The sequence below is a fragment of the Dysgonomonas sp. GY75 genome (genome assembly GCF_015234155.1).
GTDB lineage: Bacteria > Bacteroidota > Bacteroidia > Bacteroidales > Dysgonomonadaceae > Dysgonomonas > Dysgonomonas gadei.
Genome location: NZ_JADCLQ010000012.1, coordinates 210,649 through 230,479 on the forward strand (window position 1 = coordinate 210,649; position 19,831 = coordinate 230,479).

Sequence of the window (19,831 nt, forward strand, 5' to 3'; positions counted from 1 at the left end):
ATCAAACATAGAAGACCTGTATAGCAAATAGCAGATTCGGAATCCTATTTGTAATACTTTTGGTAGATAGCACGATACTCTTTGGAATCTTTGATTTGCTTTATCCATGTATTGAGTGAATCCAAGAGTACAGGGGATTTTTCACTTACAGCCCACGCTTCAATATGCGTAAAACCTATTAATGTGGAATAGTCTATCTCGGGCAAAGATTGAGCTACCTTCTCCGCACTTTTCTCATCGCAGACTGCATAATCTATATCCTTAGATGCTACCAGCATAGCTAACTGTTCAGCTCCATAAGTAGGATCTTCTTTTATATAGATCGTATCCCCTATCTCATGCGATAAATTTCTTATACGCAATATGGCTGGTGAATTGAGAGGAACATACAATGTCTTTTTAGCCAGAGCGAGGTGGCTACGCAAAGGCTCTACACCTTCATTAAACTCTTGCTTCCGCTGTATCAGGACCTGTCTGTTTTGCGCAACAGGTTCAGTAAAAACAAGAGTACCCCGCAATTCGGAAGTAACCGGAATATTACGTGCCATGACATCATACTTTCCCTGTTTAAGCCCTTCAATACTCTTATCGAGACTGGCTTCTAATAAGATCTCTATTCTCAAGGGAATACGCTCTTTCATCAGCTGAATCAAGTCATAATTAAACCCAGCAATAGTATCTCCGGAGACAAAGTATCCGACAGAGTTATAATCTGTAACAATATGCAATACTCCGCCCTTTTTTATCTGGGCAAAGTCCTTGGGCTGCCCATTCTTCCTGAATACAAAAAACGAAATAATTATTAGTACTATAATAAATAGGACAACAGACACAAGATTTTTTTTCTTTGCCATGGTGCAATTAATTATTGAACCGCCACGAAATGCCTAGTTTTAACATCCGGGGATTTACCGGATAACGATAGAGTGTAAATGATTCCCCATTCCCCATTCCATTTGTCAGATTATACATCATAATATAGAAACGGGTAAATTTCAAGTGTAAGTTTACATATGCCGTTGTTATCGGGAAATTACCAATCTTTTCCTCCCGTTGATTATAAAACTGCATGGTGAGCGGCTCATAACCGGGAGCATAATATTCTGTGAAGAAGTGCCCATCAACGCCCATTTGCAGCGTCAATACCTTTGCTATCTTGGTCATCAGGTAAATATTGGAATATATACTGAGCTGGGGCAGAGGGATGACATTCTCATTTCCGGACTTCTGGTATACAATCTGGTTATCCCAATGAAAGATCCCGGCTTTCAGCTCTTGATCTAACCGTAAAGAAACAACCTGAACACTACCGGATTCTTGTGCCGTTATTTTTTTTTCATTATAGTAGATATAATTCTTTATATTTTCCATTCCCCCGCTAATACGTGTTTTGGAAAAGGATAATTCCGGAAAGTTAATTTCCCCGCCTACATATACTCTGTTGGTATTACTAAAGTTGGTGTTCTCACTATCCCAGTTCCAATACTTGGTAGAAAAATTCTTTTGAAAGAAACTAGGGCTAATACTTTTTATATATCCGTTCGCTTTTGCCGAAACCTGCTTACCAAAAAGATTCAGCATGGTGGTAATTTCGCCTTCAAGTTTATAATCCTTCCCATCCAGAATATTAAATTCTGCCGAGGCCTTATATCTCAGATATTTTCCTTTTTCTTTTGATAATACACCCCCTATAGTCAACGCATTTTCACCATACCTTTCATGCAGCCCCGGCAATCCTCCCGGCATTGAATATTTACGCATATCGTATTCGGCAAAAGCTGTCAGCCCGAACTTAGTCCATTTACGGAAACCTTCATTCATGGCCAAGGCAAATGTATTCTTAAATGAATAATACGACATAAAGTCATTTATATTACTCATATATTTGGGTTCCAAATCAACACTTTCTCCGTCTATATTATTATAATAATGATACAGCGTATCCATCCCTGCATAATCGGACAGAAAACGGCGTTTCTGATCTGTATAATGAGTTGTGAATATCACACTGGCCGGAGAAATATAATTTGCTTTTTTGCGCCAGGCTTTAGTCGTATCATTTACCATGTATTCCTCTTCGTCATTGCCCAGATCGTAGCGATTGGTCACATAGAGATGCTTACCCCGCATCTTATTCCATGTACTCTGCATCCTCACAGGAATGTCCAGAGAATTGCCTCTGAATTGCGTCTGTACTATTTCATCCGAATTCGGATTGGTAATATATAAAGGATTGGTGATCCCGCCATTTTCTATATTGTTGAAATTGTTATTTGACAGAAAGGCATGCATCTTATATTTATCGCCTATATAGCTGGCATAAAAATCATAATTCATCTGCTTATTGGACAGCGAAGTATAATTTCCCCGCGAATATACATAGTCGAAGTCAAAGCCAACATTAAGTTTCTTACCCATGTTCATGGAAATCTCCGTTTGCAAGCGCTGCTCAGCGCTCTGCCCTCCGCCTCCTGTCTGATAGCGGACATTGGAATACGGAACTTTTGTATTGAGATAATATTTATCCTGCGGATCTTTACGCCAATAGTGCATGGCATCGAGAAATACAAAGCGGGAGGATTCGGGGCGGTCAAAAAATATCATCGATTGCGCCGGCGAACCTACATTCCCCAGATAACCCACATTGACATCGAGGCCATCGACCAGCATACTCTGATGAAAATTAATGATGGCTGTATCCATTGGTAAAAAAATCCGCTCTCCCAGACGAGGCGAAATTTTCCATCCATATATAGGTGGAATGTCGACCTTGGCAGTATCTACCGTTGTACCCGTTACCGGAAAATTATCCGGAACCGGTGCTACCGAATCCGTTTGTTGCTTTTGAACAGTGGGAGTAGTCCGATTGGGTCTACGCCTGCTATCCTGAGCATTCAGCACGGAAAATATGGCAAAAAATAGAAATGCTGTCAGTATATATTTTTTCATCGGTGCAAACTTACACAAAAAATGAAAAATTAGAAGTTAATGTTTCTATAAAAACAGAGATTAGCGTTTATTTATTGTAAGCATCGGATAGAATTTAATGATATATTCCCTAATCATAACTTACGATTATTATTTTACTTAGCAAAGTAATAAAAAGGTCTGCGACCTTATCAAAATAACCAATAAGTCAGATTACTCCTTTGGTAGATGGAAGTTCATAGTTGAAAATATCCCGCTTCTTTGCCATCTTAACGGCACGGGCAAAAGCTTTGAATATACCTTCTATTTTGTGATGCTCGTTTGTTCCTTCCGCTTTTATATTCAGGTTCATCTTTGCCGAATCACTCAACGATTTAAAGAAATGCAGGAACATTTCGGTAGGCATATCCCCCACCCGTTCGCGCTGAAAATCGGCATCCCAAACCAACCATGCACGCCCGCCAAAATCAAGAGCCACCGAGCACAGGCAATCATCCATTGGAAGATAATATCCATACCGTTCTATACCGCGTTTATCGCCAAAAGCCTTATATAAGGCTTCACCGAGAGCAATTGCAGTATCTTCGATAGTATGATGTTCGTCAACATTAAGGTCACCCTTTACTCTTATGGTCAGATCCATACCCGAATGCTTGCCTATCTGATCGAGCATATGGTCAAAGAATCCAAGACCGGTAGTTATATCACAAATACCTTTTCCATCCAGATTCAAGGCGATATAAATATCCGTTTCTTTAGTTGTACGCTTTATTTCAGCCTTTCGCTCTCCTGCAAAAAGAAATTCGCTGACAACATCCCAGTCGGCAGTCTGCAATACACAAGTATCTTGTAATCCGGAAGGAATATCCATATTGTCACGTAAAAATATAGCTTTCGCCCCCAAGTTCTTTGCCAGCTCCACGTCGGTCAGACGGTCGCCGATTACAAATGAATGCGCCAGGTCATATTCTTCATTCATATACTTACCCAATAGCCCTGTACGGGGTTTCCGGGTAGGTGCATTATCTTCGGGAAAGCTGCGGTCGATAAGTAAATCGTCGAAAGTAATCCCTTCACCCTGCAATGTTTTCAGCATCAGATTATGTGCCGGCCAGAATGTATGCTCGGGAAACGACACGGTCCCCAGTCCATCCTGATTGGTTACCATCACAAATTCGAAATCCAGATTTTTACGGATAAAGTAAAGGTTACGGATAACTTTGGGATAGAACTCCAGTTTTTCAAGGCTATCCAGTTGGTAATCTACCGGTGGCTCTATCACAATTGTTCCGTCACGATCTATAAATAATGCTCTTTTCTTCATTTCAAATATTTCTCAAAGTCTCTATCAATATCTTATTTTCCTCATCTGTACCGACAGTAATACGCAGACAGCCTGCACAGAGAGATACCGAATTACGATTGCGTACAATCACGCCCTTATCGGCCAGATGCTTATATAATCCGTTTGCATCTGTAACCCTGACCAATATAAAATTAGAATCGGTCGGATATATTTTCTCTACAAAAGGGAGTTTTATCAATTCTTCATTCAGAAAGTCACGCCCTTTCAGTAGGATTTGAATCCATTCTTTCCTCAATTCCAGTTTATCCAGTTCCCCTTTCACAAAGTTCTGTGTGAGAATATTTACATTGTACGGATACTTTACCTTATTGAATAGTTTGATAATTTCCGGTGACGCAAAAGCCATCCCCAAACGGACAGCGGCTAATCCCCATGCTTTGGAAAATGTTTGCAAAACTATCAGATTCGGATATTTTTCTAAATCATTCAGCCATGTTTTTTCAGATGCAAAATCGATATAGGCTTCATCTACGATTACAATACCGGAAAAAGAATTCAATACTTTTTCTATTTCTTTTCTGTTCAGCAAATTACCTGTCGGGTTATTTGGAGAGCAAAGGAATATCAATTTTGTATTCTCATTGGTCTTTTCCAACAGTGTACCGGCATCAAGATCAAAATTGCTGTTCAGTAATACTTTGCGATATTCCACATCGTTTACATCGGCACACACCTGATACATACCGTATGTAGGATCGATAGCCACAATATTATCTATACGGGGCTCGCAAAATATACGAATGACAAGGTCTATGGGTTCATCACTCCCATTGCCCAGGAAAATCTTCTCCGGCTGAATATCTTTCACTTTCGATATTTTTTCTTTCAATGCCCATTGCAATGGGTCGGGATAACGGTTGTACTTATCGTTTAATGGATTTTCATTTGCATCCAGAAATACGGAAGCCTCCCCTTTAAACTCGTCACGGGCCGAAGAATAGGCCTTCATATTCCATACATTCTTGCGGACTAATTGTTGCAGATTCATTATTTATTCAATTATCATTTAAAATCAATGCCCTTTGCACAAATCAAAAACTTAGCACAAAGGACATTAAAACTATTTATCTTCAATCAGCCTGCAAAAGCTGACTATTTATAGTTCTACCCTTACTCCCAGCAATTTATAAAACTCCCTTAATATAGCAGGATGTCCCGGCCATGCAGGGGAAGTTGTCAAATTACCGTCTGTAACAGCTTCCGTTGCCGGAATATCTTTATAATTACCACCGGCCAATGTTACTTCCGGGCCTACGGCTACATAACAAGTCAATGTACGTCCTTTTACCACATTGGCGGCTGTCAGTATCTGAATGCCGTGACAAATAGCAGCTACAGGCAAATTCTTTTCAAAGAAATAGCGTGTGTATTCTATCACCTTAGGGTCGAGACGAATATATTCAGGAGCACGCCCACCTGTGATATAAAGCCCAGCATAATCTTCCAGTTTCACACTGTCGAAACTCTTTGTCAGTGTAAAATTGTGGCCTCTCAATTCCACATACGTCTGGAAACCAACAAAATCGTGTATTGCTGTTGCTACCTGATCCCCGGCTTTCTTTCCCGGACATACTACATCGACATGAAAGCCAATACTGCAAAGAGCCTGATAAGGAACCATCAATTCATAATCTTCAACAAAATCGCCTGCAAGCATCAATATTCTTTTACCCATAATACAATAGATTTAGATATTCGACAATTAATAAACTAGCCTAAATATAAGGATAATTGTTAAAATTGAACAGGTTCCGATAGTAAAAAATAATTAATCAGGCCTTTTCGTATGTCGTCACCACAAATATGATCAACGGTTCATCTCCGGTATTGATGATAGAATGGTAATTATCATCACCCTGTATAGATGTCACATTTCCTTTTTTCAGGTTAAATTTCCTTGTTATTTTATCCTGGCCTTCCCGTTCTATATATTCTCCTTCACCATGTACAAGCACATACAGTTCCTGCTCTTTTTTGGTTCCATGCTCATGAAACCCCGCCTGATCACCCTTATTCAGCAGAACCATATATGTACCGATGCGGTTGTTTACCAACTCTCCTTTCTCAAAGACAGAGAGCATATATACCACACCATTCCCGCCGTACATAGGGTCACGCTTTTCCACATCGATCACACCACGCTGCGGCTTACCAAAAGGAGTAAGTGTAATATCGATATATTTCGAAACTTCGTCAATTACCTGTTGTTTTTCTTTTTCCATTTTTATTTGCTTTTCCATTTCAAAGTGAGGAATACCCACCTCCGTAAATTCATCTCCTATTATTTTATAATCATATTTCCGATAAAAATCCACAGCGACCTTGCGGGCATGCAGCACGATTTTTTCAAAACCTTCCCTCTCGGCCACATATTCGGCAAAAGAGAGCATACTTGTACCCAGTCCGCTTTTTTGCACGTCTGTGTCTACAGCCATTTGTCGCATTTTGACAACCTTATCATCAATACGGGTAAGGATACAGCAGGCGACCATCTTTTGTTTCTCTGGCAAAATAAGTCCTAGAAGCATATCATCCTTGTCCATTTTTATATCTTCATCGGTAAAAATTAAGCCGAGTGGTTCCCTCAATATTCTTGTGCGGAGGGCTAGCATCTCTTGATACTCGTCTGTCTGGTATTCGATTATCTTAAAATTCATTACCGTTTTTTTGCTGCTCTTTTATAATATCTAAAATCGCATTATGATAAAAAAATGTCTCTTTAATATCGTCAGTACTATAACATACATTTTCCAAAACAATAGCACTCGTTTTTGTGTGTGGAAAATAGAAATTCATTGATACGAATCCGGGAGCATAACCTGTTTGTCCCCATTGTATTATATTATTCCCATTGGCAACAGTGATGCCATAGCCATATTCTGTATACCCGAATATGGGATGGTCTCTTACTGCCTTCTCTTTTTTCTCTGTAATTAATGCTAATGTCTCCGGCTTCAACAACCTGTCTCCAAAAAAGTATTGATTCCATAACAATAAATCGAAAGCGGATGAAATAAAAGCTCCCGCAGCCGGATATTGCTTTAAACTCTCATCTGAATAGATCAACGCTTTATTTTCATTTTCGTCATAACCTTTCACCAGATTTCTATATTCTTTCCTATCGGGATGGAAGGTATTATTCATGCCACAACTCTTGAATAATTCGGCAGACAGCTCATTAAATGACTTACCCGATACTTTTTCAGAAATCTTTGCCAGTAAATCATATCCTATCTGAGAATAATCATATTGGCTTCCGGCTGAAAATATCACAGGCTGATCCAAAGCAATAATACCATGTGTATGAGAGAGTAAGTGATGAGTTGTCACTGTATCTGCCCATGCCATAGGCAAATCCGGCAAATAAGCCCGTATGGGAATATGCAAATCGATCAATCCTTTTTCATATAACTGCATTACAATTGCTGCCGTAAACTGCTTACTGACCGAACCTATAACAAACTGGTCCTTTTCCTTAAAAGGTACTTTGTTTTCCAAATCCGAACACCCATACATCCGGAAGAAAACGGGTTTATCTTCTTTAGCAATCAAAATAATCCCGTTAAACGGCTTATCCGACTGATTCATTAAAGAGTCAATAGCCATAGCGACTTTAGACGATTCGGAGTTCACACCTTTACAAGAAAAACTGAAAATTATAATTGTTATACTAACTGCTATTAATAATACTATTCTCATTCTATATGATGCTATTCTTTCAACCGTAATGTTACAGCATTTTTATGCGCATATAATTCCTCATTCTCCGCCATCACTTCTATTGCCGGACCCAGATTACGTATACCGTCTTTTGTGATTTTCTGGAAAGTGATTTTCTTGACAAAGCTATCCAGGTTTACACCGCTATAAGCTGTTGCATAACCGTTGGTAGGCAAAGTATGATTCGTCCCCGAAGCGTAATCACCTGCACTTTCAGGCGTATAATGCCCGAGAAAGACCGAACCTGCATTAATGACCTCATCCGCAATATCCATATAATCGGATGTTTCTATAATCAGATGCTCCGGCGCATATTGATTCGTCATATCTATTATTTCATTGTTGTCTTTTAACAGAATAAGTTTACTATTCTGCAAAGCCTTTTCCGCTATTTCACGACGGGGTAATTCAACCAATTGCTGCTCTATTTCCTGCAACACATCTGCAATAAACGGTTCGCTCGTAGTAGTCAGTATCACCTGACTGTCAGCTCCATGTTCTGCCTGAGATAATAAATCCGCCGCTACAAATGCCGGGTTTGCCGTATCATCAGCTATTACCTGCACTTCCGAGGGTCCGGCAGGCATATCTATAGCAACATCGCGAAGGCTTACAAGTTGTTTAGCCGCCATTACATACTGGTTGCCGGGCCCGAATATCTTATATACTTTCGGCACACTTTGGGTACCATAGGCCATGGCTCCGATGGCCTGTATCCCCCCTATCTTGAATATCTTATCTACTCCGGCTTCCTGTGCGGCAAAAAGTATTGCCGGATGTATTTTACCTTCTTTATTCGGTGGAGTACAAAGTACGATTTCTTTACAGCCCGCAATCTTTGCAGGAACAGCAAGCATAAGCACTGTGGAAAACAAGGGTGCTGTCCCCCCCGGAATATATAAGCCGACCTTTTCTATAGCTACAGCTTTCTGCCAGCATGTAACTCCCTGAATAGTCTCAATTTTCTTACTTTCGAAAATCTGACTGCGATGAAAAGTTTGTATATTCCTTTTTGCCAAACGAATAGCCGCTTTCAATTCTTCAGAAACTAAAGATTCGGAAGCCTCTATTTCTTCGCGGGTTACTGTTAACGAAGAAAGTTTCACTTTATCAAACCTTTCTTCATATTCAAGAATAGCCTTATCTCCTCTCCCCCTTATATCGGCAAGCACCGCACTCACTGTATTATTCAACGAAGACGTATCAAATTGGGGGCGAACCAATATAGAAGCCCATTCCAAACGTTCCGGATATCTTATTATCTGCATTTGTCTAACCTTTGTATTCTTTTTTCAATAAACTATATACTGCAATATCAGTAAATACATTATCAACGAGCAATTCACCATCACGCTCAATCCCCTCCAGCTGAAAGCCCAGCTTTTCAGGTATCCGTCTGCTTTTGTGGTTGTTTACTGCCACTTTTATCTGTATGCGGTTTATATCCATTTCGGAAAAAGCACATTGAAGCAATTTTCTGACAGAATGTACCATAATACCTTTCCCTTGCGCATATTGAGATAGCCAGTAGCCTATTTCGATCTTTTTATTGATCGAATCAGTATCTTTAAAGCCGACTAAGCCTACAAATTGTTCCTGAAAATAAATGGTAAACTGCTTATCTGCCGTCTGTAAAACATGATTTACAAAGCTGGCGGTATCCTCTACTTCTTTTGTCGAATCTACAAAGGGTAGCCATTCGCGCATATATTCACGTTCGTTATTCAACGTATTGAAAATCTTAAAAATATCATCCACTGACAACGGATATAATACTATATCGTCCGAAACCTGTATCATAATATCATTTTTTCGATTGGTAACACCAGTATTCCTTCTGCACCCAAGGATTTCAGCTTACTGATTACTTCCCAAAAACGCTTATCTTCCACTACTGATTGCACCGAACACCAACCTTTTGTTGCCAACGGAGTCACAGTAGGACTACGCATTCCGGGAAGAATATCAATAATTTCGCTCAATTTATCTTCGGGCGCATTCAAAAGTACATATTTTTTATCAGTTGCGGTTTGCACTGCTTCAATTCTGAATATCAATTCGTCAAGGATATCTTTCTTTTCTTGCGAAAGATTCTTTGTTGCAATCAGCAAAGCTTCAGATTGCATAATCACTTCTACTTCTTTCAACCGGTTACTGACAAGTGTACCTCCGGAGCTGACAATGTCGAAAATTGCATCCGATAATCCGATACTCGGTGAAATCTCTACCGAACCTGTAATAATATGTATATCGGAATTAATCCCTTGCTCTTTCATATATTTATTCAGGATAAAAGGATAAGAAGTTGCGATCTTTTTTCCTTCAAACCATTTTATGTCCTCATAATTTTCATCTTTGGGTATAGCCAGGGAGAGGCGGCATTTACTAAAGCCCAGCCGTTTAATAACTTCTGCGTCCTCATTTTTTTCCATGTATTCATTCTCTCCCACCACTCCTATGTCGGCAACTCCCGTTGCTACTGCCTGGGGAATATCATCGTCGCGCAAGAAAAGTATTTCTACAGGAAACCCTTTTGCCGGGACAAGCAATGTACGCTTAATATTGTTCAATTTTACACCTGCTTCCTGCAGAAGCTCCATCGTTTCCTCAAATAATCGACCTTTCGATTGTACTGCAATTCTTAATACCATAATATATATTTCAAGATTTAATAATTTCAATATTTAAAGATTGGAAGTAGACAACCAAATATCTGTAAACTGAAAAACAAAAAAAGAGCCTACCCTTATCAGGTAAGCTCTTACTATATCTTCGCTATCATCACATCAAGATACGTTACTTACCGATTGGCAGTAATATAAAATGATGATGATGTGCTTTATTGTACATAATTATAATCTTTACAAAAACAAAAGTATATATTTTTCGCAATAAAACAAACTTTATGTCAAATTATTTTTTTTGTCCTTGTCGATGCGGGTTTCCTTTTCTGCGCTCTTCGATCTTTTTTAGCATATGTTCTTTGAATTTCATATCCACCGCCCGATATTTCTCAATCTTCTGAGCAGATAATACCTCTCCAAATTTTTTGTAATATTCTATCTGAAGCTCAGCCTCCCGTTTTTCCGATTCCAAATTCAATTTGGTTATACGTTGGTAATCTTCTTCAGTTTTGTTAGATTTCTCATTCAACGCACGGGTTTCCCGGCGTGCATCCCTGTTTACTGCAAACTTTCTGGACATAAACTCCGACTCCAAAGGGATAAAAACCTTGGCTTCGGCATCTGTCAGCTCCAACTCTTTTATCAGGAAAGCTGCTTTTTCTTTCTTTATAGTTTCTATATCAAAACCGCCTCGCTTCAGACCCTGGCCTTTTATTGAGAGTGTTGTAAACACTGCAAGAATCAATAAGACCAGAATACTTCTAAACTTCATATAAACATCGTTTTTTGGTTTAATTACTATACATCACATCCCTGTATTTAGCTCTTGCCACTTCATCCTCAAGAAACAAATAATAATCTTCTTCTTCTGAAGAGGAAGCCATAGCAGAAGCTACAACAGGCTCAGGTTCGGCTGTCGTTTTTTGATTCAGTATTCCCGTTGAAAATATGACTCCACAAAATACGGCTGCCGCTGCTGTCCAAGGCAACACCTTTTTCCACAACGGGACAATCTTCCTTTTTTCTATTTCTTTTTCAGGAAGTTTACCCATTATTTCAGCATTAAAATTCTCGAAATAATTATCGGGAACCTTAAATGGACTCTTCTTTTTGTCAAAATTATCCAACATAACTACTATTCTTTAATAACTCCATCTATACTATAGACTGTAAATAGATAAAAAGGTTTAATCGTCAGTAGATAAAAAATCTTCAATTTTTTTCACTGCATGGTGATATGATGCTTTCAGGGCACCAACCGAGGTTTCCAGTATATCCGACATATCTTCATACTTCATTTCATCGAAATACTTCATGTTAAAAACGATACGTTGTTTTTCAGGAAGTGTCAATATCGCTTTCTGCAATTTAAGTTGCGCTTCGTCTCCATCAAAATATTCATCACCTTCGAGACGTGAGATAAGAAATGTATCTGCATCGTCCATCGATATATTATTTTGCGCTCGTTGTTTATTCAAAAATGTAATTGCTTCGTTTATCGCTATGCGATAGAGCCATGTCGACAGTTTGGAATCCCCTCTGAAATTCTCGATGCTGGTCCAGACTTTGATAAGGGTATTCTGAAGGACATCATTAGCATCGTCATGACTAAGTACTATTTTACGGATCTGCCAATAAAGCACCTCGCTAAACTCTTTTACAAGTTCAGAAAAGGCAACCTGCTGGGTTTTGGGGTCATGCAGCCTTTCTAGTAAGTTATTCTCTGTATCCTGTAACATTTATTTCAAAATCCTTATTTATTGACCGCTATCCTCCAGATCGGAATCATCTCCAAAATAGGCGTCTTCTTCCATTCCGCCCTGCCCGTTTTCGAACCACTCGATGAAGTTATCAACATGCGTCTTATTATTCTCCCACCATTTAAGTGATTCGGGAAAATAAGCGACACTCACGTAGCGGCAATAGGTATCGAAATGTCCCGAGCCCAGAATCTCCTCATAGGTAGGCACAAAAAAATACCATAACAGACCATTCTGAGAATCATTTTGCATCTGGGCCAATGTGAAAAATATCAATTTAGACGATTCCACAAAAAATGTGTATTGTGAAATATCATCTGTAGCCCCTGTCTTCTGCTTTTGTATCAAGTCATAAAGATAACGCCTATCTACGCCATCCTCGGGTGATAATTTTTCCGAACCCGGATCAATTTTTGCCGAAACTATATCAAACATCTCTCCGAATGCATCTTTCGAACGTTCTGTATTAGGCTCCAGCAACAAGAAGAAATGGAATGCATAAAAACTTTGTACCCAGCGCCCCAAATCATTTAAAGCATAGGCATAAAGCAAAAATGCACTGGAATGAGTGGCATCTATTTCAATCGCTTTCCGCAGATGCTGAACAGCCATACGATTATCTTTATTATTGAAGTAGCACAAACCCAGATTGAAATGCAGTAAATATTCATCGCCGCATTTCTCTAATGCTTCATTTAGGATTTTAAGAGCATCCCCCATTTTATCCTGATTTGCCAGTGCCGTACCTTTTACAATATATGCATCCATCAATAAAGGTTGAAAATTAGCCGTAATCACTTTTGTACTGTTGCGAATGGCTTTATCATAATCTTTAAGTTGTAAGTATGATAATGACATTTCATAAACAGCCGACATTGATGTTGGGTTCACTTTCAGTGCTTCTTCATAACAGGCAATTGCCTCTTTATAACGCCCTTTATCATGCAATGCCACACCCTGCCTTATTAATTTTTCGGAAGATGGTTGTGAATATATTGTTAAAGTTGTGAATAATAAGAATAATATAATTAAGCCGTTTCTCATGCAATATTTACTTTTTAAAAATACAAAAGTAAGAAAATACTCTATAAATACATTCTCTGTTCAGATTCTTTGACAATTTTATAGAAGGAAGGTTTAAGAAGCTGTTTGAATTATATGACTATACCAATCAGTAGTTAAAGCAATTATTGTAGGATAGAAACGTTCTATTATTTTCTGCTTCACTTTGTTCCGCTTAAATGTTCATTTTGGCATTGCCCAAAACGAACCAAAAGGCTAGCGCTTCTGTTGAGTCGCCTACGCTCCTCGATTTTCAATTCCTCGGCGACCCAAAACCGTTTCGTCGGCTGAATCAAACAAACGGGCTATCGCCCCGTTTGATTCTACGCCGCCTGCAACGGATTGGGTACCCCGCCCGCGTCACTAATGCGCAAGGGCTGACGCACGTGGAGCTAAAGCATGAAGAGCCTCTGTCCTGTCGCCGCATCGCGGTAACGGCCTCGTCCCGCAGGCGGGGCACCCAATCCGTAAAGCGGAGGTGTAGGGCAAAATAGGGTAGCTGCTATACACGGCTGATAAGCCGGTAAAAAATGATTCCGTATTATTTTGCCCCACCGGAACTGCGGTTTTGGGTCGCCGGAGGGATGCAGCCTTGATTTTTGTAACTTTTTATCAAGAAAAAGTTAAGAAAAACAAGCCGGACGGCGCGTTAGAAAAAATAGAACATTTTAAGTAGCGAGAGCAGAAGCTAAATTTATTTTGCTTATGCCGAGTCACGAAAAACGACTAATGGAATTGAACAATTTTATACTACAATAGTTACTTTAACTACTGATTGGCATTAATAATGAATACAGTCTGTTGTCACCCGGCAAAGGGAATATTACTACTCAGCTTAGCAACTCCAGAAGGTAAAGAGATATTCCAGACCGAACTAATAAAGGGAAGAATAAGTGAAGTTCCTATCTTATTTTTCTATCAATGATAAATAGAATCTCTCACACCAGCGGATTATCAAATTTCAATATGTCTTACTTTTTAAAACAAAAAGTTGCAAATATCCATACATAAAGCCCTAAAACACAAAATTATCACCAAACAACAATCGATTAAAAACAGAAAGACAAACATCAGATTTGTCGGGTTTTAGAATTAGCCGAAATAGGAATGTAATATAAAAGGCGTCATTTCATAGAATATTTTTATTATTTTTGTTAGTTCAGGGAAATTAGAAATTAACTAAAAACTTCAATTATAATGAAAAGTAGCACTTTTGATATAGATATGATTCGCAGATTCTACGAATCCTACCCATCAAAGGTTGAAGAGGCTAAAAACAAACTGAAACGCCCTTTGACACTGTCCGAAAAAATCCTATACGCACATCTATCGAAAGATGAAGCCATTAAGGATTTTATACGCGCAACGGATTATGTGAACTTTTCACCGGACAGGGTTGCCATGCAGGATGCTACTGCACAAATGGCCCTGTTGCAATTGATGAATTCGGGACGCACAAAAGTAGCTGTACCATCGACAGTACACTGCGACCACCTGATACAGGCATACAAATCGGCAAAGGAAGACCTGAACTCTGCCGAGGTTACAAACAAAGAAGTATTTGACTTTCTGAGCAACGTATCCGATAAATTCGGAATCGGTTTCTGGAAACCCGGCGCAGGTATCATCCATCAGGTGGTACTCGAAAACTATGCTTTCCCCGGCGGGATGATGATCGGGACAGACTCGCATACTCCAAACGCCGGAGGGCTGGGTATGGTAGCCATAGGCGTAGGAGGAGCCGATGCGGTAGATGTAATGGCGGGAATGCCCTGGGAACTGAAAATGCCGAAAATCATCGGGGTAAAACTGACCGGAAAATTGTCGGGTTGGGCTTCTCCCAAAGACGTCATACTGAAACTGGCAGGTATACTTACCGTGAAAGGTGGGACAAATGCCATTATCGAATATTTCGGTGAAGGCACCGCTTCATTATCAGCCACGGGAAAAGGTACTATTTGCAATATGGGAGCGGAAGTAGGTGCAACAACATCCATTTTCCCGTATGACAGAAAATCGTCCGAATATCTTAAAGCTACCTTCCGCAGTGACGTGGCAGAACTGGCCGATAAGATAATGGAACATCTGCAACCTGATGCAGAGATAGCAAGTAATCCGCAAAAATATTTTGACCAGATAATTGAAATAGATTTATCCACACTCGAACCATATGTAAACGGACCTTTTACACCCGATGCGGCGCATCCTATTTCTCTGTTTGCCAAAGCGGTAAAAGAAAACGGTTATCCGCAAAAGATGGAAGTGGGACTAATCGGATCATGTACAAACTCTTCATACGAAGACATGTCGCGTGCGGCATCGATCGTCGCTGATGCCAAAAAGAAAAATATAAAAGTAAAAGCTCAATTTATAATCAATCCCGGCTCGGAACAGGTACGCTATACAGCCGAAAGAGATGGCATATTACCGATCTTTGAAGAAGCGGGGGCAACGATTATGGCAAACGCCTGCGGCCCGTGTATCGGACAATGGAAAAGGGAGTCGGACAACCCGGAACGTCCCAATTCAATCGTAACATCGTTTAACCGTAATTTTGCCAAGCGCAACGACGGTAATCCGAATACCCATGCCTTTGTTACATCACCGGAAATTGTGGCGGCACTCAGCATTGCCGGAGATCTATGCTTCAATCCGATGACGGATACACTGGTAAATGAAAACGGGGAACATGTAAAACTACAGGAACCTCAGGGATATGAACTGCCTCCGAACGGATACAAGAAAGATGATGACGGGTTTATCGCTCCGGCAGCGGACGGTTCAAAAATTGAAGTAAAAATAGCCCCCGATTCACAACGCCTGCAAGAGCTGAAACCGTTCCCTGCTTGGGACGGAAAAGATATAACCGCCCAGCCGCTATTAATAAAAGCAAAAGGCAAATGTACTACCGACCACATTTCGATGGCTGGCCCGTGGCTACGTTTCCGCGGACATCTGGATAATATATCCGACAATATGCTGATAGGAGCTGTCAATGCATTCAATGACAAAACAAACACTGTTCTGGATGTGGAAACCGGTGAATATATCGCAGTTCCTAAACTTGCCCGGAAATTCAAAGCGGAAGAGCTTGGATCTGTCGTAGTGGCTGAAGAAAACTACGGGGAAGGCTCATCCCGTGAACACGCAGCAATGGAACCCCGGTTCCTGAATGTGAAGGCTATACTTGTAAAGTCTTTTGCCCGCATACATGAAACCAATCTCAAAAAACAAGGTATGCTTGCCCTTACCTTTATCGATAAGAATGATTATGACAAGGTACGCGAAGATGATAAAATAAGCATACGAGGGCTAACCGATTTCAGACCGGGAAAGAGCCTTACCGTCGAACTCACCCATAAAAACGGTGAAAAAGAATCGTTCGAGGTAGCCCATACCTACAACGATACGCAGATAGAATGGTTTAAGGCAGGCAGTGCCCTGAATTATATGAAACAATAATAACCGGAGTCTGCATGGTTTTCAATATACTTCTTTTTCCCGGTTTTGAAACACTCGATGTATTCGGGCCTGTGGAAATATTCGGTAAGGTTGAAGGTAGTACAATCAGATATTATTCTGAAACCGGAGGCCTTATCCGCAACACGGACAATATTGAAATAAAAACCGATCCGATAGAATCATTAACGCCGGAGGAAACAGATATACTGCTTATTCCCGGAGGAACGGGCACACGAAAGGAAATAGACAATCCGGTCTTTATAGAGAAGATAAGTACGTTAGCCGGCAGCAGTCAATATACTCTTACTGTTTGCACGGGTAGTGCATTATTAGCTAAAACCGGTTTACTGGACGGCAGAAGCGCGACATCAAACAAACGCGCTTTCGGCTGGGTGGAAAGTGCCTCATCCAAAGTAAACTGGATAAAGCAGGCACGCTGGGTAAAAGACGGCAAGTATTATACCTCATCGGGCGTCAGTGCCGGAATGGATATGGCTTTAGGCTTTATTCGCGACACGCTGGGGACAGAAGAAGCCCGGAAGATAGCTTTCAGGATAGAATACAATTGGCAGGAAGATGAAAGCACCGATAACTTTTGCAATCAGCAGATTAAATGAATATAGATATACAACCCATAATGGAATCCGATTTTGAAGAGTTGGTCTCCCTCTTTCTGGAATTTGCCACCTTTGAAAAATTACCTGAAAAGATGACTAATTCGGTCGGACAAATGCTAAAAGAAAAGAATTATTTTCACGGCTTTGTAGCCAGGGATAAGGATGGCTCCATTATCGGGTATGCGACTTACTTCTTCGCTTATTATACATGGACAGGTAAATCCCTGTACATGGATGACTTATATATCAGGCAGGCATACAGAGGAAAGGGCATAGGTACACTCCTTATCAATGAAGTGATCGCTTATGCTAAAGAAGAATGCTGTAATGGCCTGCGCTGGCAGGTTTCGGAATGGAACCATCCTGCGATAAAGTTTTATGAGGGTCTGGGTGCGACAATTAATGAAGTGGAACGAAATTGTGACTTATTATTTTAAGCCATAATTTAAACTCAAAATATAAACCATATAACAAAATATACTATGGAGAGATTACTGGATAAGGAAATAGTGGATAAGATATCGGCAACAGTGGGGGTAACTAGTAACTTCGACCCCGAACTGTTCCAGAAAATGAATGTAAAACGTGGCCTTCGAAACGAAGACCATACCGGGGTAGTTGTAGGACTTACCAAAGTGGGCGACGTTGTGGGATATGAGCGCAGTGAGGATGGCAAGCTGACACCGATCCCCGGCAAACTTATATACAGGGGAATCAGCCTCGAAGACATAGTCAGGGGTGCCCAAAAAGAAAACAGGCTGGGATTTGAAGAGGTAGTCTATCTTATCCTTTCGGGAAATATGCCTAAAAAGGAAGAATTGAAAGAATTCTCGGAACTGATGAGCTGCATTATGGATCTGAAACCGAAGATTGTAATGCATATACTCGACCTCGTAGGAAGTGACATTATGAATTATCTTTCCCGTTGTGTACTCGAATTATATACATTCGACGACAAACCGGATGAAACCACCCCCGAAAACCTGATACGCCAATCGCTGAACCTTGTTGCCACTTTCCCTACCATTATCGCCTATGCACACAATGCATTAAGGCACAGCAACGGCAAGTCTCTCCATATCAGACATCCGCAAGCGAACCTATCACTTGCCGAAAACTTCCTGTATATGATGAAAGGACACCACTATACACAGTTGGATGTGAAAATCCTCGATCTCGCGCTTATGGTACATGCCGATCACGGGGGAGGTAATAACTCCACCTTTACGGTACGTGTCACCAGTTCGACAGGCACGGATACCTATTCTGCCATCGCTGCGGGTATAGGTTCACTGAAAGGACCTCTGCATGGAGGCGCAAACCTGAAAGTCATCGATATGATGAAAAACATTAAGGCCAATGTGAAAGACTGGACAAGCGTTGAAGAAGTAGACTCCTATCTGCTAAAAATATTGAACAAAGAAGCTTATGACAAAACAGGCCTTATTTATGGCATAGGACATGCCATATATACAATATCCGACCCGCGAACCATGCTGCTCAAAGAAATGGCACGCGACCTTGCTATAGAGAAAGGACGGGAAGAAGAATATAATTTCTACAAATTACTTGAAGAAAGAGCTATCCTCAACTTTATGGAGAAGAAAGGAAAGAATGTCAACAAGCAGGTATGTGCCAATGTGGACTTCTATTCGGGCTTCGTATACGATATGATAGGCCTGCCTCAGGAAATATACACTCCATTGTTTGCGATGGCGCGTATCGTGGGCTGGTGTGCCCACCGGATCGAAGAACTCAACTTCAAGCAAAAGCGCATTATCCGCCCAGCATACAAGAATGCCGCCGACATAAAAGAATATATACCTATTGCCGATAGAAAATGAAACAAACGGTATTAATTATCGCTGCTATATACGGTATGCTCTCGGTAATACTGGGAGCATTCGGCGCACATGCATTTAAAGACATACTCACACCGGAAAAACTTATCAGTTTCGAAACCGGAGTACGTTATCAGATGTACCATGCCATCGTATTACTGGTTATAGGCCTAACCTTGTCGTTTACATCGCCACTGGAGAAATGGGCTGCTATCTGTATTATTACAGGAGTCCTACTTTTTTCATTCAGCATTTACTTTTTATCCTTTGCCGGACATTGGGGTATAAACCTGCGTTTCTTAGGCCCGGTAACGCCTCTGGGAGGATTATTCCTGATTGCAGGATGGCTGTTATTGATTATATTTTTTATTAAAAATAAAATTTTCTGATATTTTTTCCATTTTGATGTAACCAAATTAGAAAGGGATGCGTCATACCTATAAATAATCAT

General features: G+C 40.4%; 19 protein-coding genes. 5 read left to right on the plus strand and 14 right to left on the minus strand.

Annotated features, from left to right (window positions below; translation table 11 throughout):
* Positions 1–44 precede the first annotated feature (44 nt).
* From IR083_RS06225 to IR083_RS06295, 14 genes are all read right to left on the minus strand, one after another.
* Positions 45–854: a transporter substrate-binding domain-containing protein gene (locus IR083_RS06225; RefSeq protein ID WP_006798531.1), complete on the minus strand. Its 810-nt coding sequence runs from the start codon at positions 852–854 to the stop codon at positions 45–47.
* Between the two features lie 7 nt (positions 855–861).
* A complete protein-coding gene (locus IR083_RS06230; protein ID WP_194223653.1) occupies positions 862–2,949 on the minus strand; it encodes a putative porin in 2,088 nt (695 codons plus the stop codon).
* A gap of 187 nt (positions 2,950–3,136) precedes the next feature.
* Entirely contained in the window at positions 3,137–4,252 is a 1,116-nt protein-coding gene (gene hisB / locus IR083_RS06235; RefSeq protein WP_006798533.1) for a bifunctional histidinol-phosphatase/imidazoleglycerol-phosphate dehydratase HisB, read from the minus strand.
* Position 4,253: 1 nt separating this feature from the next.
* On the minus strand, positions 4,254–5,282 hold the full coding sequence (gene hisC / locus IR083_RS06240; protein ID WP_006798534.1) for a histidinol-phosphate transaminase: 1,029 nt from the start codon (positions 5,280–5,282) through the stop codon (positions 4,254–4,256).
* Positions 5,283–5,390: 108 nt separating this feature from the next.
* The gene (locus IR083_RS06245; protein WP_006798535.1) at positions 5,391–5,969 is read right to left on the minus strand and encodes a DJ-1/PfpI family protein; all 579 of its coding nucleotides are present in this window, start codon (positions 5,967–5,969) and stop codon (positions 5,391–5,393) included.
* Positions 5,970–6,066: 97 nt separating this feature from the next.
* Entirely contained in the window at positions 6,067–6,951 is an 885-nt protein-coding gene (locus IR083_RS24630) for a GNAT family N-acetyltransferase (protein WP_242052375.1), read from the minus strand.
* Positions 6,941–7,993, minus strand: coding sequence for a serine hydrolase domain-containing protein (locus IR083_RS06260; RefSeq protein WP_194223654.1), 1,053 nt, complete (start codon positions 7,991–7,993; stop codon positions 6,941–6,943). Before IR083_RS06260 ends, IR083_RS24630 begins: the two co-directional genes overlap by 11 nt.
* An 11-nt stretch (positions 7,994–8,004) precedes the next feature.
* Entirely contained in the window at positions 8,005–9,282 is a 1,278-nt protein-coding gene (gene hisD / locus IR083_RS06265; RefSeq protein ID WP_194223655.1) for a histidinol dehydrogenase, read from the minus strand.
* A 4-nt stretch (positions 9,283–9,286) separates the two neighbouring features.
* Positions 9,287–9,814, minus strand: coding sequence for a GNAT family N-acetyltransferase (locus tag IR083_RS06270; protein ID WP_006798539.1), 528 nt, complete (start codon positions 9,812–9,814; stop codon positions 9,287–9,289).
* Complete coding sequence (hisG, locus tag IR083_RS06275) at positions 9,811–10,665, minus strand: ATP phosphoribosyltransferase (RefSeq protein WP_006798540.1); 855 nt, start codon at positions 10,663–10,665, stop codon at positions 9,811–9,813. Before hisG ends, IR083_RS06270 begins: the two co-directional genes overlap by 4 nt.
* 262 nt (positions 10,666–10,927) lie before the next feature.
* The gene (locus tag IR083_RS06280; RefSeq protein WP_006798541.1) at positions 10,928–11,410 is read right to left on the minus strand and encodes a hypothetical protein; all 483 of its coding nucleotides are present in this window, start codon (positions 11,408–11,410) and stop codon (positions 10,928–10,930) included.
* Positions 11,411–11,429: 19 nt separating this feature from the next.
* Positions 11,430–11,768 carry a hypothetical protein gene (locus tag IR083_RS06285; protein WP_006798542.1) on the minus strand — a complete coding sequence of 113 codons (339 nt, stop codon included), beginning with the start codon at positions 11,766–11,768 and terminating at the stop codon, positions 11,430–11,432.
* Between the two features lie 57 nt (positions 11,769–11,825).
* On the minus strand, positions 11,826–12,377 hold the full coding sequence (locus IR083_RS06290; protein WP_006798543.1) for an RNA polymerase sigma factor: 552 nt from the start codon (positions 12,375–12,377) through the stop codon (positions 11,826–11,828).
* 18 nt (positions 12,378–12,395) lie between these two features.
* A complete protein-coding gene (locus tag IR083_RS06295) occupies positions 12,396–13,442 on the minus strand; it encodes a tetratricopeptide repeat protein (RefSeq protein WP_006798544.1) in 1,047 nt (348 codons plus the stop codon).
* 1,215 nt (positions 13,443–14,657) lie between these two features.
* Here IR083_RS06295 and IR083_RS06300 point away from each other — a divergent pair.
* From IR083_RS06300 to IR083_RS06320, 5 genes are read left to right on the plus strand one after another with little or no spacing between them, the layout of a single operon-like run.
* Positions 14,658–16,922 (plus strand): aconitate hydratase, encoded by a 2,265-nt coding sequence (locus tag IR083_RS06300; protein ID WP_194223656.1) that lies wholly within the window; start codon positions 14,658–14,660, stop codon positions 16,920–16,922.
* Positions 16,923–16,936: 14 nt separating this feature from the next.
* Positions 16,937–17,539: a DJ-1/PfpI family protein gene (locus IR083_RS06305; RefSeq protein ID WP_006798548.1), complete on the plus strand. Its 603-nt coding sequence runs from the start codon at positions 16,937–16,939 to the stop codon at positions 17,537–17,539.
* Positions 17,536–17,976, plus strand: a complete 441-nt coding sequence (locus IR083_RS06310) for a GNAT family N-acetyltransferase (RefSeq protein ID WP_006798549.1) — start codon at positions 17,536–17,538, stop codon at positions 17,974–17,976. The genes IR083_RS06305 and IR083_RS06310 overlap by 4 nt, the downstream gene beginning before the upstream one ends.
* Before the next feature lie 45 nt (positions 17,977–18,021).
* Positions 18,022–19,383: a citrate synthase gene (locus IR083_RS06315; RefSeq protein WP_006798550.1), complete on the plus strand. Its 1,362-nt coding sequence runs from the start codon at positions 18,022–18,024 to the stop codon at positions 19,381–19,383.
* A complete protein-coding gene (locus IR083_RS06320) occupies positions 19,380–19,769 on the plus strand; it encodes a DUF423 domain-containing protein (RefSeq protein WP_006798551.1) in 390 nt (129 codons plus the stop codon). Before IR083_RS06315 ends, IR083_RS06320 begins: the two co-directional genes overlap by 4 nt.
* The last annotated feature ends 62 nt before the right edge of the window (positions 19,770–19,831 follow it).

What these genes read in the sequence shown, in the direction of transcription:
- IR083_RS06225 (WP_006798531.1), bottom strand. Translation starts at nt 854, where the DNA reads ATGGCAAAGAAAAAAAATCTTGTGTCTGTTGTCCTATTTATTATAGTA.
- IR083_RS06230 (WP_194223653.1), bottom strand. Translation starts at nt 2,949, where the DNA reads ATGAAAAAATATATACTGACAGCATTTCTATTTTTTGCCATATTTTCC.
- hisB (WP_006798533.1), bottom strand. Translation starts at nt 4,252, where the DNA reads ATGAAGAAAAGAGCATTATTTATAGATCGTGACGGAACAATTGTGATA.
- hisC (WP_006798534.1), bottom strand. Translation starts at nt 5,282, where the DNA reads ATGAATCTGCAACAATTAGTCCGCAAGAATGTATGGAATATGAAGGCC.
- IR083_RS06245 (WP_006798535.1), bottom strand. Translation starts at nt 5,969, where the DNA reads ATGGGTAAAAGAATATTGATGCTTGCAGGCGATTTTGTTGAAGATTAT.
- IR083_RS24630 (WP_242052375.1), bottom strand. Translation starts at nt 6,951, where the DNA reads ATGAATTTTAAGATAATCGAATACCAGACAGACGAGTATCAAGAGATG.
- IR083_RS06260 (WP_194223654.1), bottom strand. Translation starts at nt 7,993, where the DNA reads ATGAGAATAGTATTATTAATAGCAGTTAGTATAACAATTATAATTTTC.
- hisD (WP_194223655.1), bottom strand. Translation starts at nt 9,282, where the DNA reads ATGCAGATAATAAGATATCCGGAACGTTTGGAATGGGCTTCTATATTG.
- IR083_RS06270 (WP_006798539.1), bottom strand. Translation starts at nt 9,814, where the DNA reads ATGATACAGGTTTCGGACGATATAGTATTATATCCGTTGTCAGTGGAT.
- hisG (WP_006798540.1), bottom strand. Translation starts at nt 10,665, where the DNA reads ATGGTATTAAGAATTGCAGTACAATCGAAAGGTCGATTATTTGAGGAA.
- IR083_RS06280 (WP_006798541.1), bottom strand. Translation starts at nt 11,410, where the DNA reads ATGAAGTTTAGAAGTATTCTGGTCTTATTGATTCTTGCAGTGTTTACA.
- IR083_RS06285 (WP_006798542.1), bottom strand. Translation starts at nt 11,768, where the DNA reads ATGTTGGATAATTTTGACAAAAAGAAGAGTCCATTTAAGGTTCCCGAT.
- IR083_RS06290 (WP_006798543.1), bottom strand. Translation starts at nt 12,377, where the DNA reads ATGTTACAGGATACAGAGAATAACTTACTAGAAAGGCTGCATGACCCC.
- IR083_RS06295 (WP_006798544.1), bottom strand. Translation starts at nt 13,442, where the DNA reads ATGAGAAACGGCTTAATTATATTATTCTTATTATTCACAACTTTAACA.
- IR083_RS06300 (WP_194223656.1), top strand. Translation starts at nt 14,658, where the DNA reads ATGAAAAGTAGCACTTTTGATATAGATATGATTCGCAGATTCTACGAA.
- IR083_RS06305 (WP_006798548.1), top strand. Translation starts at nt 16,937, where the DNA reads ATGGTTTTCAATATACTTCTTTTTCCCGGTTTTGAAACACTCGATGTA.
- IR083_RS06310 (WP_006798549.1), top strand. Translation starts at nt 17,536, where the DNA reads ATGAATATAGATATACAACCCATAATGGAATCCGATTTTGAAGAGTTG.
- IR083_RS06315 (WP_006798550.1), top strand. Translation starts at nt 18,022, where the DNA reads ATGGAGAGATTACTGGATAAGGAAATAGTGGATAAGATATCGGCAACA.
- IR083_RS06320 (WP_006798551.1), top strand. Translation starts at nt 19,380, where the DNA reads ATGAAACAAACGGTATTAATTATCGCTGCTATATACGGTATGCTCTCG.